Source organism: Blautia sp. MSK18_10 (genome assembly GCF_020553185.1).
GTDB lineage: Bacteria > Bacillota > Clostridia > Lachnospirales > Lachnospiraceae > Blautia_A > Blautia_A wexlerae.
On the sequence record NZ_JAJCGT010000008.1, the window covers coordinates 18,507 to 36,859 of the forward strand.

At 43.9% G+C, this 18,353-nt stretch carries 15 protein-coding genes; 14 read left to right on the forward strand and 1 reads right to left on the reverse strand.

Features of this window, described 5'->3' with window-relative positions; translation table 11 throughout:
• Nucleotides 1-52: 52 nt before the first annotated feature.
• The 3 genes from LI074_RS05455 (at nt 53) to holA (ending at nt 2,698) form a co-directional block, all read left to right on the forward strand.
• Nucleotides 53-601 carry a transcription repressor NadR gene (locus LI074_RS05455; protein ID WP_022380106.1) on the forward strand — a complete coding sequence of 183 codons (549 nt, stop codon included), beginning with the start codon at nt 53-55 and terminating at the stop codon, nt 599-601.
• Nucleotides 602-620: 19 nt separating this feature from the next.
• Nucleotides 621-1,538: a quinolinate synthase NadA gene (nadA, locus tag LI074_RS05460; protein WP_265107649.1), complete on the forward strand. Its 918-nt coding sequence runs from the start codon at nt 621-623 to the stop codon at nt 1,536-1,538.
• Between the two features lie 173 nt (nt 1,539-1,711).
• The gene (gene holA / locus LI074_RS05465; protein WP_008706160.1) at nt 1,712-2,698 is read left to right on the forward strand and encodes a DNA polymerase III subunit delta; all 987 of its coding nucleotides are present in this window, start codon (nt 1,712-1,714) and stop codon (nt 2,696-2,698) included.
• Nucleotides 2,699-2,820: 122 nt separating this feature from the next.
• Here the strand turns inward: holA and rpsT are convergent, their stop codons facing one another.
• Complete coding sequence (rpsT, locus tag LI074_RS05470) at nt 2,821-3,084, reverse strand: 30S ribosomal protein S20 (protein ID WP_265107650.1); 264 nt, start codon at nt 3,082-3,084, stop codon at nt 2,821-2,823.
• Between the two features lie 217 nt (nt 3,085-3,301).
• Between rpsT and gpr the strand changes: the two genes are divergently transcribed.
• The 11 genes from gpr (at nt 3,302) to LI074_RS05525 (ending at nt 18,273) form a co-directional block, all read left to right on the forward strand.
• Entirely contained in the window at nt 3,302-4,216 is a 915-nt protein-coding gene (gene gpr, locus LI074_RS05475; protein WP_022380109.1) for a GPR endopeptidase, read from the forward strand.
• Between the two features lie 78 nt (nt 4,217-4,294).
• Entirely contained in the window at nt 4,295-5,599 is a 1,305-nt protein-coding gene (locus LI074_RS05480) for a stage II sporulation protein P (RefSeq protein ID WP_265107651.1), read from the forward strand.
• A gap of 149 nt (nt 5,600-5,748) precedes the next feature.
• Complete coding sequence (lepA, locus tag LI074_RS05485; RefSeq protein ID WP_265107652.1) at nt 5,749-7,557, forward strand: translation elongation factor 4; 1,809 nt, start codon at nt 5,749-5,751, stop codon at nt 7,555-7,557.
• A gap of 101 nt (nt 7,558-7,658) precedes the next feature.
• Nucleotides 7,659-8,015: a hypothetical protein gene (locus LI074_RS05490; protein ID WP_025578510.1), complete on the forward strand. Its 357-nt coding sequence runs from the start codon at nt 7,659-7,661 to the stop codon at nt 8,013-8,015.
• A 29-nt stretch (nt 8,016-8,044) separates the two neighbouring features.
• Nucleotides 8,045-9,187: a radical SAM family heme chaperone HemW gene (gene hemW, locus LI074_RS05495; RefSeq protein WP_008706150.1), complete on the forward strand. Its 1,143-nt coding sequence runs from the start codon at nt 8,045-8,047 to the stop codon at nt 9,185-9,187.
• A gap of 160 nt (nt 9,188-9,347) precedes the next feature.
• Nucleotides 9,348-12,188, forward strand: a complete 2,841-nt coding sequence (uvrA, locus tag LI074_RS05500) for an excinuclease ABC subunit UvrA (protein WP_062807396.1) — start codon at nt 9,348-9,350, stop codon at nt 12,186-12,188.
• A gap of 253 nt (nt 12,189-12,441) precedes the next feature.
• Nucleotides 12,442-13,431: a rod shape-determining protein gene (locus tag LI074_RS05505; RefSeq protein ID WP_008706145.1), complete on the forward strand. Its 990-nt coding sequence runs from the start codon at nt 12,442-12,444 to the stop codon at nt 13,429-13,431.
• 78 nt (nt 13,432-13,509) lie between these two features.
• Complete coding sequence (gene recD2, locus LI074_RS05510; protein WP_265107653.1) at nt 13,510-15,774, forward strand: SF1B family DNA helicase RecD2; 2,265 nt, start codon at nt 13,510-13,512, stop codon at nt 15,772-15,774.
• Between the two features lie 122 nt (nt 15,775-15,896).
• Nucleotides 15,897-16,601, forward strand: coding sequence for a ComF family protein (locus tag LI074_RS05515; protein WP_178015669.1), 705 nt, complete (start codon nt 15,897-15,899; stop codon nt 16,599-16,601).
• A 143-nt stretch (nt 16,602-16,744) separates the two neighbouring features.
• Nucleotides 16,745-17,179, forward strand: a complete 435-nt coding sequence (locus LI074_RS05520) for a hypothetical protein (protein ID WP_008706141.1) — start codon at nt 16,745-16,747, stop codon at nt 17,177-17,179.
• Nucleotides 17,176-18,273: a hypothetical protein gene (locus LI074_RS05525; RefSeq protein ID WP_265107654.1), complete on the forward strand. Its 1,098-nt coding sequence runs from the start codon at nt 17,176-17,178 to the stop codon at nt 18,271-18,273. The genes LI074_RS05520 and LI074_RS05525 overlap by 4 nt, the downstream gene beginning before the upstream one ends.
• Nucleotides 18,274-18,353 lie beyond the last annotated feature (80 nt).

Below are 18,353 nucleotides of genomic sequence, written 5' to 3' on the forward strand. Positions count from 1 at the left end.
GGCAGCGGATAATTTGCTATAGGATTATATCGTGGAGAAAGGATGGGAAAGTATGAATACTGCTCAGAGAAGAACTGAAATTTTAAAGCTCCTTCAGCAGGAAGAAAAACCTGTGGCTGCCAGGGCGATGGCATCACAGTTCGGAGTAAGCAGACAGGTGATCGTGCAGGATATGGCTGTGATACGTGCATCTACACCGGGAATCCTGTCAACGACCAGAGGATATGTGTTGCAGCAGGATAAAGATATTGCATGCACCAGAGAATTTAAAGTACGCCATGGGCAGGAACAGGCAGCGGAGGAACTGAATCTGATCGTGGACTGTGGCGGGCGAGTGAAAAATATCAGCATCAGCCACAGGGTTTATGGCCGTGTCACTGCAGAGATGGATATTCGTTCCAGACAGGATGTGAATGAATTTGTCCAGGCGATCAATAGCAGCCATTCCAGCGTATTAAGCAGTGCTACTTCCGGGTATCATTATCATCTGATAGAAGCATCCAGCCAGGAAAGGCTGGATCTGATCGGAGAACAGTTAAAGAAAGCAGGTTTCCTTGCACCACTTCAGCCATGGGAAAAGGAAAAACATCATAATATATAAGTAAGAAGGGATTCAGAAGATGACAATAGCAGAAATTCAGCAGGAAATCCTGCGAATGAAAAAAGAACAGGATATCTGTATTCTTGCACACGCATATCAGGGTCAGGAGATTCTGGAAGTAGCAGACTATACAGGAGATTCCTATGGCCTGAGTGTACAGGCGTCCAAAAGAGACTGCAGCGGTGTGATCATGTGCGGCGTGCGTTTTATGGCAGAAACCTGCAAGATTTTAAGCCCGAAGAAGAGAGTATGGCTTGCTAATCCTGTAGCCGGATGTCCCATGGCAGAGCAGTTGGATCTGGAAGGTCTGCGTGAATTAAAAGCACAGTATCCGGATTATGCAGTTGTCGCCTATATTAATACAACTTCAGAACTGAAAACAGAATGTGACGTATGCGTTACGTCCTCATCAGCAGTTGAAATCTGCAAAAAGCTGGAGCAGGATAAGATTTTATTTATTCCGGATCCGAACCTGGGACATTATGTGGCGGAAAAGCTTCCGGAGAAAACTTTTGCATTTTATAAAGGCGGATGTCCGAGACATATCGTGGTCAGTGCAAAAGATGTAGAAAAAGCCCGCGCAACGCATCCGGATGCACTTTTCCTGGTACACCCGGAATGCCGTCAGGAAGTAGTAGAGCAGGCTGATTATGTAGGCTCCACCACAGGAATCATGGAATTTGCAAAGAAATCTGAACATAAAGAATTTATCATCGGAACAGAAAACAGCATTGTAGAGCATCTTCAGTTTGAATGTCCTGATAAGAAATTTTACCCGGTTGCAGTACAGCTTACATGCATGAATATGAAGGTTACCACCTTAATGGACATCTACAACTGCCTGAAAGGACAGGGCGGGGAAGAAATCCTCCTTCCGGAAAATATCATGGAAGGCGCCGGAAAATGCATTCACAGAATGGTGGAGCTGGGCGGCTGAATAATAATCTGAAATTTTCTGCTGGCTATTATGTCATGGAATTGATACAATAAAAGTAACGTTACTGAGAACAGTAACAAAGTAACTGCTCTGCAGTCTGATATCTTGGTATCTGTGAATAGAACAACAGATTGCTGAACAGTTACAGACAAAACAGCCTCAGGAGTAGAAAATTGAAAAACATACAGGCAGACATTAAATCAGGAAATTTTAAACAGGTGTATCTTCTCTATGGAGAGGAAGCATATCTGAAACAACAGTATAAACAGAATCTGGTAAAGGCACTGAATCCGGATGGGGATACTATGAACTTCAATCACTATGAAGGCAAGGGGATTGATGTAAAACAGTTGATCGACCTCTGTGAAACTATGCCATTTTTCGCAGAGCGCAGAGTTGTTTTGCTGGAAGATACAGGTTTTTTCAAAAATAAGTGTGAGGAACTGGCAGATTATATGAAAGAGCTGCCGGACTATCTGTATCTGGTTTTTGCAGAAACGGAAGTAGACAAGAGAAACCGCATGTACAAAGCAGTAAAAGCCTGCGGAAGTATTGCGGAATTTATCAGACAGGATGAAAAAACTCTGATGCGCTGGGCAGCAGGGATCCTGGGGAAAGCCGGAAAAAAGATCACCCAGAGAGACATGGAACTTCTGCTGACCAAAACAGGAACTGATATGGGGAATCTCAGGATGGAGATGGAGAAGCTTATCAGTTATACAGAAGGCAGGGATGTGGTGACTGCAGAGGATATTGAAGAAATCTGCACAACCCAGACAACCAACAGAATTTTTGATATGGTGCGTGCGGTAACGGAGAAAAACCAGAAGCGTGCACTGGAACTTTATTATGATCTGCTGACATTGAAAGAACCGCCGATGAGAATCCTGTTTCTTCTTGCGAAGCAGTATCGCCAGCTGCTGTTGGCAAAACAGTTTGCAGCAGCAGGACTTGCACAGACAGAAATAGCTTCGAAACTGGGAGTTCCCGGATTTGTTGTGAGAAACATTACAACATGTGCCAGAGCTTACACCATATCTGAACTGGAACAGGCAGTAAAAGATTTTGTGGATGCGGAAGAATCAGTAAAAACAGGACGACTGGAAGATAAGCTGAGCGTAGAATTACTGATCATTAAGTACAGCAGTAAAGTAAAATAGGAAAAACGGTAACTGCCGGATATTCTGGCAGTTACAAAAGATAATAACAAAAAAGACAGCCACATGACGGTGATGGCTGTCCTTTTTAATCATAAGCTTATAATTAAAAATTCAATCTATAATTAGTCAATGCTGTTAACAGCTTTAGCTAAACGGGCAACTTTTCTTGCACAGTTGTTTTTATGATAAACACCTTTGGATGTAGCTTTGCTGATTGTGGAAACAGCATCCTTTAATGCTACTTCTGCAGCTGTCTTATCTTTATTTGCTACTGCTGCTTCAACTTTCTTCATAGAAGTTTTAACTGCAGATTTGATTGCTTTGTTTCTTGCTGCTTTAGTTCTGTTTACTAAAATTCTTTTCTTAGCAGATTTAATGTTAGCCAATTCGTACACCTCCAATTTAATTCGATAAAATATTATTATACTCCTGTCATAGAAACAGACACGGGCGCTCCTATGAACATGCTTATATATATTATCTCAAATAATCTTCCTTGTCAATACATATTTCCATAAAAAAAGCTAAAAATAGATATAAAAGATTGTTATAAGAACGGAGCAAACAGTAACAAATATTGAATGAAGTACGGAGGGAAAAGAGATGCTGGATAATTACGGAATAAGAACAGACCTGGCGCTGGAGGCAACCGAACGGTTTACAGAGGAAAACGTAGAAGTCCGGGGAGTGGAGATCCACGAAGATTATAACGAAGAGAAAGATATCCGTACCACTGTGGTAAAGATCACCACAGAAAACGGTGCCCGGACAATGGGACGGCCCCAGGGAAGCTATATTACGATAGAAGCTCCGGGGCTTTCTGTACATGATGAGGATTATCACAGAGAAATTTCCCTGGAAATCGCCCGTCATTTACAGAATGTGATCAATCTGGAGCGTGAGCTGTCCATTCTGGTAGTAGGTCTGGGAAATTCAGCGATCACAGCCGATTCCCTGGGGCCTCATGTGGTAGAAAATCTTCATATAACGAGACATATGATAAGAGAGTATGGCCTGCAGAGCCTTGGAAAAGAAAAAATGCACCGTATCAGCGGAATTATCCCGGGAGTAATGGCGCAGACAGGGATGGAGACATCTGAAATCATACAGGGAATCGTGGCAGAGACAAAGCCGGACATAGTGATTGCCATTGATGCGCTGGCAGCAAGAAGCACCAGACGCCTGAACCGTACAATTCAGATCACAGATACAGGAATCAACCCGGGTTCCGGTGTAGGCAATCACAGAGTGGGGCTTACAGAAGAAAATCTGCAGGTAAAAGTGATCGGGATCGGAGTACCCACCGTAGTAGATGCGGCAACTATCGTCCATGATTCCATGGCACACCTTCTGGAAGCTCTGGAAGAGGCAGAACAGAAAGAATTTCTGGAAGAAATGATATCTCCTCATCTTCACACCATGTTTGTAACTCCCAAAGATGTGGATGAGACAGTAAAATACCTGAGCTTCACAATCTCAGAAGGACTGAACATGGCGTTTGAGGAAATAGGCGGCTGACCGGAAAATTGTTCCGTCAGTGTGAACAGGGTATAAATGGGAAAACATGGACATAGGATAAGTCAAGAGGTGATCCATGTGACAAACGTTCAGAAAGCGTTCTGCATTCTGCTTAGTATGTGCTTTTTTGCCACTCTGGCAGTATTGCCGGGGACATTTTTTACAGGAGAAAATGTGTACAGGCATCTGCCCCTGTACCGCTTTCTGGAAAAAAGAGCTCATATGAGTTCCTATGAAGATATTGAAACTTATAAAAAAATAGCAGGAGAAAACGGAAAATATCTGGGAGAGCGTGCACGGTCCGAACAATTGCTGGCAGAAAAAAACGAATCTGAAGAATTACAGACACCAGAATCTACACCGGTACCGAAAGAAACAGCAATTCCTTCGAAAACAGTAAAATCAGCGAAAATATCAGAGTCAGCGAAAATATCAGAATCAGAACAAACTTCAAAAAAATCAGACAAGACACCTAAACCGAAAAAGATAACTGCGTCACCGGAAAATCATGAAACGGACAAATCACAGAAGCCGCAAGAGTCAGCAGCGCAGAATGACCAAAATATTCAGAACAGCACAGAAACCATTGCTGCTGCAGTTCCTCATCCAATAATCGACCTGTCCCCCGAAAAACTGGCAGATTATAATTATCTTCTGGGACAATTCTATATCGTAGATTCCAACACAGAAGCAGATGCCGTACAGATCAATGCCGGGGATTTTCTGAAACAGGACTTAAAAATTACCAAAGAAACCGATACCCCTCAGATTCTGATCTATCACAGCCATTCGCAGGAAACCTTTGCAGATTCCAGAGAAGGGGAAGAATCCGACACGATTGTAGGAGTAGGAGATTATCTGACACAGCTTCTCACAGAAAACTACGGTTATCAGGTAGTCCATCTCAAAGAGCAGTTTGACATGGCAGGCGGTGAACTGGACCGCAGCGCCGCTTATGATTATGCCCGCGATTATCTGGAACCCTACCTGCAGGAAAACCCGGATATCCAGGTGATCATAGACCTTCACCGGGACGGCGTCCCTGAAGACCGGCATCTTGTAACAGAGATCAATGGAAAACCCACAGCTCAGATCCTTTTTTACAATGGACTGAGTTATACGACATCCAAAGGTTCCCTGGACTATCTGCCAAATCCCTACATACAGCAAAACCTGGCATTTTCCTTCCAGCTGGAATATCAGGCAGCCCAATACTATCCTCAATTTTACCGGGGAATTTACCTTGCAGGTTACCGTTACAATCTCCACCTCCGTCCCCGCTCCCTTCTTCTGGAAGCCGGAGCCCAGACCAACACTGTCCAGGAAGTAAAAAATGCCATGGAACCATTTGCCGACATCTTAGACAAGGTACTGCAGGGTTGAATTCCAATTACCAGGATGTTTCTGGTTACTGTTTCTGTGCGTCCATGTAGATAAATAGATGACAAACCCTTCCCCCATATGTTATAATACAAAATTAGCAAACCCATCAATTATAGTATATAAGAAAGAACTCAGGAGGGAATTCCTTAATGATAGACCAGAGCAAAATCAGAAATTTCTGTATTATTGCACACATAGACCACGGCAAATCCACTCTTGCCGACCGAATCATCGAAATGACCGGCACTCTGACAGAACGTGAAATGCAGTCACAGGTACTGGACAACATGGAACTTGAAAGAGAACGTGGAATCACCATTAAATCTCAGGCAGTACGAATCGTATACAAAGCCAAAGACGGCGAAGAATACATCTTCAACCTGATCGACACCCCCGGCCATGTAGACTTCAATTACGAAGTATCCCGAAGCCTTGCAGCCTGCGACGGTGCAATCCTGGTAGTAGATGCAGCTCAGGGAATCGAAGCCCAGACACTGGCAAATGTATATCTTGCCCTTAACCATGACCTGGATGTCCTTCCGGTCATCAACAAAATCGACCTGCCAAGCGCAGAACCGGATCGTGTGGTAAATGAAATCGAAGATGTCATCGGCCTTGAAGCCCATGACGCACCAAGGATTTCTGCCAAAACAGGACTTAATGTAGAAGAAGTCCTGGAACAGATCGTAACAAAGATCCCGGCACCTCATGGCGATGTAGATGCACCATTAAAAGCCCTGATCTTTGACTCCATTTATGATGCATACAAAGGCGTTATCGTATTCTGCCGTGTCATGGATGGCCGTGTGAAAAGAGGCACCCAGATCCATATGATGGCAACAGGCTTCACCACAGAAGTTGTGGAAGTCGGATACTTTGGTGCAGGACAGTTCATTCCATGCGAGGAACTGACAGCAGGCATGGTAGGATACATCACTGCGAGTATTAAAAACCTTGGTGACACTCGTGTAGGTGATACAGTTACAGATAAGGAAAGACCATGTGCAGAAGCACTTCCGGGCTATAAGAAAGTAAATCCTATGGTATACTGCGGATTATACCCGGCAGATGGTGCCAAATACGGTGATCTGAGAGATGCTCTTGAGAAGCTTCAGCTCAATGACGCCTCTCTGTTCTATGAACCGGAGACATCTGTAGCCCTTGGCTTTGGTTTCCGATGTGGTTTTCTGGGATTGCTCCATCTTGAGATTATTCAGGAGCGTCTGGAAAGAGAATACAACCTTGATCTTGTGACCACAGCTCCCGGTGTTATTTATAAAGTATACAAAACTAACGGCGAAGTTATCAATCTGACAAACCCAAGCAATCTGCCGGATCCATCAGAGATTGAATACATGGAAGAACCAATGGTAAATGCCGAGATCATGGTAACAACTGAATTTATCGGTGCAATTATGGATCTTTGCCAGGAACGAAGAGGGCAGTATCTGGGAATGGATTATATGGAAGAAACACGTGCGCTTCTGAAATATAAGCTGCCGTTAAATGAGATTATCTATGATTTCTTTGATGCCCTCAAATCCCGTTCCAGAGGCTATGCTTCTCTGGATTACGAACTCTGCGGATATGAGCGCAGCGAGCTTGTGAAACTGGATATTCTGGTAAACAAAGAAGAAGTGGATGCTCTTTCCTTTATCGTACATGCAGATACAGCATATGAGAGAGGCCGTAAGATGTGCGAGAAATTAAAAGATGAGATTCCCCGCCAGCTTTTTGAGATTCCGATCCAGGCAGCTGTCGGAAGCAAGATTATTGCCAGAGAGACAGTCAGAGCCATGCGTAAGGATGTACTTGCCAAGTGTTACGGCGGTGATATTTCCCGTAAGAAGAAACTTCTGGAGAAACAGAAGGAAGGTAAGAAACGTATGCGTCAGGTAGGCAATGTGGAGATTCCGCAGAAAGCATTTATGAGTGTATTGAAACTGGATGATAAATAAAGTATGAATGGTAACTATTCGGCAGCCTGCTGTCCACATAACTGTGAAGGTACTGAACAGTTATCTGTGAATAGTGCTCATTTCAACAGAAGGTTAAAATATTGAAGAAAATGATTAAGCGAAAAACAGTTATACTATGTATGTTATTGCTTGGAATTTCTGTCTCCGGATGTGGGAAAACCAGGGAGGTAGATGAAGCGTCCTCCAAAGTGATCCAGATCAGTGTTGCGCCGGAAGAGACAAGTCCCACTCCGGCACCGGATCAGGTAGCTTCCGCAGCAGTTACCACCAATGGTAATCTGACAATGGTAAATACGTATCTGGCAGAACAGGATGCAGCAGGTATCTCATCTGCGGAAAGTTCAGACAGCCAAAGTGATGCCGACAGTACAGATAACAGTGTCGACTCAGCAGATAACAATGAGCAAGACAGCAGTACATCAGATACTGAGGAATAGAAAACAGGTCATAACAGGAGCAGATTACAATGGAGAGAAGAAATATCACAGATTCTCCCATGGAAATCTATATCCACATTCCATTTTGCATAAAAAAATGTGATTACTGTGATTTCCTTTCCGGTCCGTCAGGTCCAAAGGAGCAGGCTGATTATGTAGATGCTCTGCTTGAAGAAATCAATGCAGCAGAAGAAGGAAAAGGAAGGAGTGTATCCTCTGTATTTATTGGAGGGGGCACTCCTTCTGTTTTGGATGAGAGATTCATAGGAGAAATTTTAAATCATATAAGACGAAAATTTCAGATTGCGGATCATGCTGAGATCACCATAGAAGTAAACCCGGGGACTGCAGACAGAAACAAACTGCAGGCATACAGAACATATGGAATCAACCGCCTGAGCATAGGTTTACAGTCGCCGGATGACAGAGAACTGAAGATCCTTGGAAGAATCCACAATTATGAGCAGTTTCTGGAGACTTACAGAAGTGCAAGAGAGGCAGGGTTCGACAATATCAATATTGATCTGATGAGTGCGATCCCGGATCAGACTTATGAAGGATGGATCCACAATCTTCGCACTGTTGCAGGACTGGATCCGGAACATATTTCCGCATACAGCCTGATCATTGAGGAGGGCACACCTTTTGCATCGCGGACGCTGAATTTGCCGGATGAAGATGCGGAGTACAATATGTATGAGGCAACAGCACAGATTCTGAGAGAATATGGCTTTGAGCAGTATGAGATTTCCAATTACGCAAAGAAAGGCAGAGAATGCAGGCATAACGTGGGCTATTGGATCCGACAGGATTATCTGGGGTTTGGCCTGGGAGCTTCCTCTCTTTATGGAAAGGAACGTTTTGCCAATACACAGGATATGAAAAAATATCTGGAAAACAGCAGAACTCCGGAAAAAATAAGAGAAAAAGAGCCGCCCCTCACCAGAGAGGATGAGATGGCGGAGTTCATGTTTCTGGGACTTCGTATGACCAGAGGAATCTCAAAAGCTGAGTTTGAGCGGCAGTTTGGCAGTGAAATAGATGCAATATACGGGGATGTTCTGAGAAAATATAAGTCAATGGGACTGCTTTTGGAAGAAAACGGAAGGATTTTTCTGAGCAGAGAAGGAATCCATGTAAGCAATTCCGTTATGGCGGATTTTTTGCCGTAAACGCCTTGACGAACAAATGTTCCTGTATTATACTGATGCCATGAGGATTGCGGGGCAGCGAAACTGCGCACAATCCATGAATATCATAACATACGAAAAAGGTGTAACTGTCAAGGTAAGAAACAGTTATTATTTATAAATGAAAAACAGGAGGCCCACAATGGCAGCAGATACAACGAAGAAGCACTTTATCAGGATCAGAGGTGCCAATGTTAATAATCTTAAGAATTTAAGTGTGGATATTCCCAGAGACAAGTTTGTGGTATTTACAGGACTGAGTGGCTCCGGTAAATCTTCACTGGCTTTTGATACCATCTATGCAGAGGGTCAGCGCCGTTATATGGAATCTCTCTCTTCCTATGCAAGACAGTTCCTGGGACAGATGGAGAAGCCGGATGTGGAGAGCATCGAAGGTCTGCCGCCGGCCATTTCCATTGATCAGAAATCTACCAACCGCAATCCCCGTTCCACAGTAGGAACAGTGACAGAAATCTATGATTATTTCCGACTTCTGTATGCCAGAGTGGGAATCCCTCATTGTCCGAAGTGCGGAAGAGAGATTAAGAAGCAGACAGTTGACCAGATGGTAGACAGTATCATGTCTTTTCCGGAGAGAACGAAGATCCAGCTTCTGGCGCCTGTTGTGCGGGGGCGCAAGGGAACTCATGCAAAGCTTCTGGAGCAGGCAAAGAGAAGCGGATATGTACGTGTGCAGATTGACGGAAACCTGTATGAGCTTTCCGAGGAGATCAGTCTGGACAAGAATATCAAGCATAATATAGAGATTGTGGTAGACCGTCTGATCGTGAAGCCCGGGATTGAGAAAAGACTCTCAGATTCCATTGAGACAGTGCTGAATCTGGCAGAGGGCCTTCTGATGGTAGATACTATGGATGGAAATATTCACAATTTCAGCCAGAGTTTCTCCTGTCCTGACTGTGGTATCAGTGTAGATGAGATCGAACCGAGAAGCTTTTCTTTCAATAATCCTTTTGGCGCCTGTCCGGACTGTCTGGGACTTGGGTATAAAATGGAATTTGATATTGATCTGATGATCCCGGATAGATCTCTGAGTATCCTGGATGGTGCCATTGTGGTCACAGGATGGCAGTCCTGCACAAATGAGGGAAGCTTTTCCAGGGCAATCCTGGATGCTCTTGCCAGAGAATATGATTTCAGTCTGGCAACACCTTTTGAGGAGTATCCGGAGAAGATACAGGACATTCTGATCAACGGAACTAATGGACATTCTGTAAAGGTTTACTATAAAGGGCAGCGCGGAGAGGGCGTTTACGATGTGGCGTTTCCGGGGCTGATCCGAAATGTGGAGCAGCGTTACAGAGAGACAGGCTCTGATGCCATGAAGCAGGAGTATGAATCTTTCATGCGCATTACTCCATGTAAAACCTGTAAAGGTCAGAGACTGAAGAAGGAATCACTGGCTGTGACTGTGGCGGATAAGAATATTTATGAGGTCACCAATCTTTCCATAGAGAAGCTGAAAGTCTTTCTGGCTGATATGCAGCTCTCCGAGCAGCAGCAGCTTATCGGCAGACAGATTCTGAAGGAAATCAGGGCAAGGGTAAGTTTCCTGTCAGATGTAGGACTGGATTATCTTTCATTGGGACGTGCGACAGGAACTCTTTCCGGCGGCGAGGCGCAGAGAATCCGTCTGGCTACCCAGATCGGTTCCGGACTGGTGGGAGTTGCCTATATTCTGGATGAACCAAGCATCGGACTGCATCAGAGGGATAATGACAGACTGCTTAGTTCACTGATGAAGCTGCGTGATCTTGGAAACAGCCTGATCGTTGTAGAGCATGATGAAGATACTATGCGTGCTGCAGACTGTATTGTAGATATCGGACCCGGTGCAGGGGAGCATGGCGGACAACTGGTTGCCATGGGAACAGCAGAGGATCTGATGAAGAATGAGGATTCCATTACAGGAGCTTATCTGAGCGGGAAATTAAAGATTCCGGTACCTTCGGAGAGACGGAAGCCAACTGGTTTTCTTACTATCAAGGGAGCGGCAGAGAATAATCTCAAGAATATTGATGTGAAAATTCCCCTTGGGATCATGACCTGTATCACAGGAGTTTCCGGTTCCGGAAAGAGCTCTCTGATCAATGAGATTCTTTATAAACGTCTGGCAAGAGACCTAAACCGGGCAAGAGTGATTCCGGGAAAACATAAGGATATTCTGGGAACAGACCAACTGGATAAGGTTATCAATATTGACCAGTCACCTATTGGCCGTACACCGCGTTCCAATCCTGCGACCTATACAGGGGTATTTGACCAGATCAGAGATCTTTTTGCAGCAACAGCAGATGCCAAGGCAAAAGGATATAAGAAAGGACGTTTCAGCTTTAATGTAAAGGGCGGAAGATGTGAGGCATGCAGCGGTGACGGTATTATCAAGATTGAGATGCATTTCCTTCCGGACGTATATGTACCATGTGAGGTCTGCAAAGGTAAGAGATATAACAGAGAAACCCTGGAAGTAAAGTATAAGGATAAGAATATTTACGATGTGCTGAATATGACGGTGGAGGAAGCACTGACTTTTTTTGAGAATGTTCCTTCTGTTAAAAGAAAGATACAGACTCTTTATGATGTAGGACTTTCCTATATCCGGCTGGGACAGCCGTCCACAGAGCTTTCCGGAGGAGAGGCACAGAGGATCAAGCTTGCCACAGAGCTGAGCAAGCGCAGCACAGGTAAGACTATCTACATTCTGGATGAGCCTACCACAGGTCTGCATTTTGCGGATGTGCATAAGCTGGTGGAGATTCTGAAACGATTATCGGAGGGCGGTAATACAGTAGTTGTGATCGAGCATAATCTGGATGTGATTAAGACCGCAGATTATATCATTGACATCGGACCGGAGGGTGGAGACAAAGGAGGTACCGTAGTTGCTCAGGGAACTCCTGAGGAGGTGGCACAGTCACCGGTTTCCTATACCGGAAAATATGTAAAAAAATATCTGAAATAATCTTGAAATCATATTGCAGGACTTTCTTTTTAAATGGAAGTTGTATATAATAGAAGAGATTATTTATAGCAATTCTCGTAAATAATATATTTTGATCCGGCTTATCAGGATGTGAAGCCCTGTTGGACTGTTTTGATCGCATTATTTTATGGAGTTGTTATAACTAAACCGGATAAGTCCCCGGTAGAGACTGTAAAAAGTAATGATCAGTTGAAGGGGATGAGGAGAACGTAAGAACAGAAAGGGGATTTCCATGCCGACAAGTGATATTGGAATTGACCTGGGAACCAGGAACAGTCTGGCTTATTCTACAGGAAAGGGGCTTGTGCTAAATGAGCCTTCGATCGTAGTTTATGATAAAAATACAGAGAAGATACGTGCGATCGGTGAAGAAGCCCGTCTGATGGAAGGGCGCATTACTTCAGATATGGAGATCATCCGTCCCATCAGACAGGGCGTGATCGTTGATTATACAGTTACAGAGAAGATGTTGAAATACTTTATATCCAGAGCAATAGGAAGAAGAGCTTTCCGCAAGCCCAGGATCAGTATCTGTGTTCCCAGTGGAATTACAGAGATTGAGAAAAAGGCAGTGGAGGAAGCAACCTATCAGGCTGGTGCCAGAGATGTCTATATGGTGGAGGAACCTATAGCTGCGGCAATCGGAGCCGGGGTGGATGTGACCAAGCCCTTTGGAAATCTGGTCGTAGACATTGGAGCCGGAACTTCGGATGTTGCGGTTATCTCTCTTGCGGGGGTTGTGGTTTCCGCTTCTGTGAAAGTTGCAGGGGACACTTTTAATCAGGCTATACTGAACTATGTGAGAAAGAATCATGGACTTTTTATCGGAGAAGATATGGCAGAGAAGATCAAAATTCAGATTGGTACGGCTATAGAGGAATCAAATCCGAGAACAATGGAAGTAAAGGGGAGAAATGTGATCACCGGTCTGCCGAAGACAGTGACACTTACCTCAGAAGAAATACGTGTGGCGTTAAAGGATGCTACAAGCCAGATTGTGGAGACTGTTCATGGAATTCTGGAAAAGACACCGCCGGAACTGGCTGCGGATATTGTAGACAGAGGAATCGTACTTACAGGCGGCGGTGCCCTTCTTCATGGGATGGATACACTGATCGAGCAGAGAACCGGAGTAAGTACACTGACTGTGCAGGATGCAATGAGCGTGGTCGCAGTGGGAACCGGTAAGTATGCAGAGGTAATGGCACGTTTTGACGGATAAAGCAGGAGGTACTGCACAGTGCAGTGCCTTTTTGCGTTGTCAGAGGCTCAAAGAAGCAGGAGGTGTGGAGAAAAGCACATGAGTGAAACTGTCACAGGATACATAGATCATGTTATTTTCAGAAATGAAGATAACGGATATACAGTTATGGTACTGAAAGGTACAAAAAAAGAGGAAGAGCTGACCTGCGTGGGAAGTTTCCCTGCGATCACACAGGGGGCATCTATTGAAGCAACCGGAGTATATATCCATCATCCGGTATATGGCAAACAGTTTCAGATCAGTTCTTTTACAGAGAAGATGCCGGAGGATACATATGGAATAGAACGTTATCTGGGTTCGGGCGCCATCAGGGGAATCGGTGCTGCACTGGCTGCCAGGATCGTGCGGAAGTTTGGAGATGACACACTCCGTATCGTAGAAGAAGAGCCGGAGCGGCTTGCAGAGGTAAAGGGGATCAGTGAGAAAAAAGCCCGGGAGATCGCTGCGCAGGTAAGTGAGAAGGCAGAGATGCGAAAAGTAATGATCTTTCTGCAGAAATATGGGATTTCCCTGAACCTGGGCGCAAAGATTTATCAGAAATATAAGGAATCTGTCTATACGATCCTTCAGGAGAATCCTTACAGACTTGCGGAAGATATTTCCGGTGTGGGATTTAAGATTGCTGATGAGATTGCTGCCAGAGTCGGTATTCACGCAGACTCAGATTACAGAATCCGCAGCGGAATGCTGTATACTCTTCTGCAGGCTTCGGGAGAAGGACATACTTATCTTCCGAGGGAACAGTTATTTACAAGATGTGCCAGACTTCTGGGAGTGGATGAATCCTATATGGAGAAACACCTTATGGATATGGTTATTGACAGGAAGCTGGTGCTGAAAGAAAAAAGCGGAGAAACTATCGTTTATCCGGCACAGTATTATTATCTGGAACTGAACACTGCCAGGATGCTTAATGAACTGAATATTGTGTGTCCTGAGGATAAAGAGCTTGTCAGGCACAGAATTGAGCTGATCGAGAAAGAGACAGGAACTGTTCTGGATGAAATGCAGAAGAGAGCAATCACTGAAGCAGCGGATCATGGACTCTTTATTCTTACAGGAGGCCCCGGTACAGGTAAAACGACAACGATCAATGCGATCATCCGCTTTTTTGAGGGAGAAGGTGCAGAGATTCGGCTGGCTGCACCTACCGGACGTGCTGCAAAGAGAATGACAGAGACTACCGGATATGAGGCGCAGACAATTCACCGTCTGTTGGAACTGAATGGAATGCCGGAAGAAGAGAGGGACGGGCATTCAGCTAAATTCGAGAGGAATGCGCAGAATCCGCTGGAGGCAGATGTGATCATTATTGATGAAATGTCTATGGTGGATATCCATCTGATGCATTCTCTTCTTCTTGCAGTGGTAGCAGGAACCAGACTGATCCTTGTGGGGGATGAGAATCAGCTTCCGAGTGTAGGCCCGGGCAATGTGCTGAGAGATATTATCCGAAGCAGATGTTTCCATGTAGTGGAACTGACTAAGATATTCAGACAGGCATCAGAGAGTGATATTGTTGTAAATGCTCATAAGATAAATAAGGGAGAACAGGTTCAGATCAATAATAAGAGCAGAGATTTCTTTTTTCTGAAGAGATATGATGCAGATATCATTATAAGAGTAGTGATCGCGCTGATCCAGGAGAAACTGCCGCGCTATGTAGATGCCAAACCCTTTGAGATACAGGTACTGACACCTATGAGAAAGGGACTTCTGGGAGTAGAGCGGCTGAACCAGATCCTGCAGAGATACCTGAATCCGCCGGAAGACGGGAAATCCGAGAGGGCGGTTGGAGACCGGCTGTTCCGCACAGGGGACAAGGTCATGCAGATCAGAAATAATTATCAGATGGAATGGGAAATCCGGGGACGATATGGGGTTGTCATTGAGAAAGGCGTGGGAGTATTTAACGGAGACACCGGAATCCTCAGGGAAATCAATGAATTTGCTGAGACAGCAGAAGTGGAATTTGAGGATGGACGTTTTGCAATGTACTCGTTCAAACAGCTGGAGGAACTGGAACTTGCATATGCTATTACAATCCACAAGTCTCAGGGATCTGAGTATCCGGCAGTCATACTTCCATTGCTTTCCGGACCACAGATGCTTTTAAACAGGAACCTTCTTTATACCGCAGTTACCAGAGCAAGAAAATGTGTGACGGTTGTGGGAAACGAGGAGACCTTTGCAGAGATGATACGCAATGAAAAACAGCAGAAGAGATACAGTGCACTGGATGAACGAATCAGAGAACTGAGTGAGACTACAGGGGATAATAATACAGATGGTGAAGAATGATATTGCAGACTGTGATCTGATGACTGAATAATAACAGAGAAAAAATTTATTCCGATAATATGAGAAAAACAGAAATACAGAGGATAGTAAAACAAAGAGTAAAATAGTGGAAGGAAATGGAAATGAAACGGTTTCTGAACATGGTTGCTGATATTTTTTACCCGAGATGCTGTCCGGTCTGTCAGAAAATACTGGCAGATCAGCGAAGGATGATCTGTCCGGAATGCGAGAAAGAACTTCGTCCGATCGGTCATCCCAGATGTTATAAATGTGGAAAACCCATAGAAATAGGGGAATACTGCAGAGACTGTCAGAAACACAGGCATATGTATGAACAGGGAAGAGGTATTTTTGTCTATGATGGCATAATGAGAAGATCTGTTACCAGATATAAGTACTATGGATGCAGAGAATACGGTGATTTTTATGCCAGAGCAATGTATCGATATGCGCAGAAAGAATTGCGGGAATGGAAGCCGGATCTGATCGTGCCGGTTCCGGTACACAGGTCGAAGGAGCGGCAGAGAGGTTTTAATCAGGCTGCATATCTGGCGGAGAAACTCGGTCATTATACCGGGATTTCCACAGATGTCAATATTGTGCAGAAAGTTTTAAAGACAAAGTCGCAGAAAAAACTGAATGCTTTGCAGAGAAGAAAAAACCTGGAAAAAGCGTTCTGCGTGACAGGAGATGTCAGGGGAAAGAATATCCTGGTGATAGATGATGTGTATACAACAGGAAGTACGATCGATGCAATGGCCGGATGCCTGAAGAGAAAAGGTGCCGGAAATGTTTATTTTCTTACGGTTTGCATAGGCAGGAGATAAGAAAAAACACTTTTCATACATAATGATATATGTTACAATTAATCTGTATGATTATATGAATGATATCAGGTTGTTGCTGAGAACAGAGTGAACAGTAATAGCGGATTATAGCAAAAGGAAAAGCATACAGTAAGGAGTAATTTATGTTAAATGAAGAGAAGATAAAAATCATGAATAAACTTGCCATGTATGAACAGGGTGAAGGAAAGAAATATCTTCCGGTCAGCAGGTACTACCGTAGTGATTATATCGGACTTGCCATGATTAAGAATTTTTTCCTTGTTACGATTGGGTATTGCCTGATTCTGGCCGGTATCGCAGCATATTTTGCTGAATATCTGATAGATAATGTTCATAAGATGAACCTTGTTTCACTGGGCGTGGAAGTTATTCTGGGGTATGTGGCAGTGCTGGTACTGTTTTCTGTCCTGACATATATCCAATATACGGTGAAATACCACAAAGCAAAGAAAAGTGTGAAAAATTATTATGAAGAACTTACACAATTAAGTAAAATCTACGGTCGCGAAGATAAAAAATCTTCAGCCAGAGGAGTTACAGGAGGATATAAAAAATGACAGCATTACTCGAATTAAAACAGCGAATAAAGAATTTATACAGCCAGTATGAGATTTATATCCTGCCTGTCTTACGTTTCGTTCTGGCAATGGTTTATTTCATATGGATCAATACCAATATGGGATATATGAAGCAGATCGATAATATATTTATTGTTCTGATCCTTGCACTGATCTGTTCCATTCTTCCTTCAGGTGTAATGATTTTTGTAGGATTTGCCCTGATGGTCGCACATGGTTATGCACTGGGGATAGAAGTTGCAGGTTTTATGCTTGTGCTGATCCTGTTTATGGCAATTCTCTTCCTGAGATTCAGTTCAGACAATAATTTAGTACTTGTATTTACACCGCTTTCCTTTGGGTTCAGTGTTCCGACGCTTCTTCCTATCGGAAGCGGACTTTTGTGCAATGCGTTTTCTGCACTTCCTGCAGGCTGCGGAGTGATTATTTACTATTTTATCCGTTTTATACGTGTACAGCATAAACTTCTGGAAAACCCGGATGTTGCCATAGCTGACAAATTAAAACTTCTGACAGATGGAATCGTGCAGAACTGGGGAATGTGGATCACAGTGATTGCCTTTATCGCAGTGATTCTGCTGGTGAATCTGATACGTACCCGCTCTTTTGACTATGCATGGAGAATTGCCATTATTGCAGGTGGAGTTGTGTATGTTCTGATGATTATTGCAGGTGGATTTTATTTTAGACTGGATATTGATGTTGTTACGCTGATCATTTATACAGTGATCTCTGTGGTGATAGGATTACTTCTTGAATTCTTTGTATTTGGTGGTGACTATACCCGTACCGAGAGACTGGAATATGAGGATGATGAATATTATTATTATGTAAAAGCAGTGCCGAAAGCCTGTGTCACAACATCTGAAAGAAGTATAAAGAAGATTAACGGAAGTTCTGCAAAGGATGAAAGACCGGCACAGGATAACGTTGTTTCTTATGCGAATCCTATTTTTCATGGTGAAGAGAAAGCAGTGACGACAGATGAGGCTGCAGCACCTGTAGAGAGAAAGAAAGATATTGATAGCGTGGATTTTGAGAAGAAACTGGAAGAATCATTAAAAAATCTGTAAAAAGCAGTTTCCGGTAACGATGAGACATACGAGCCAAAATTCCATTGCCGCAGGCAATCTGGAATGAATTTTGGCTACGT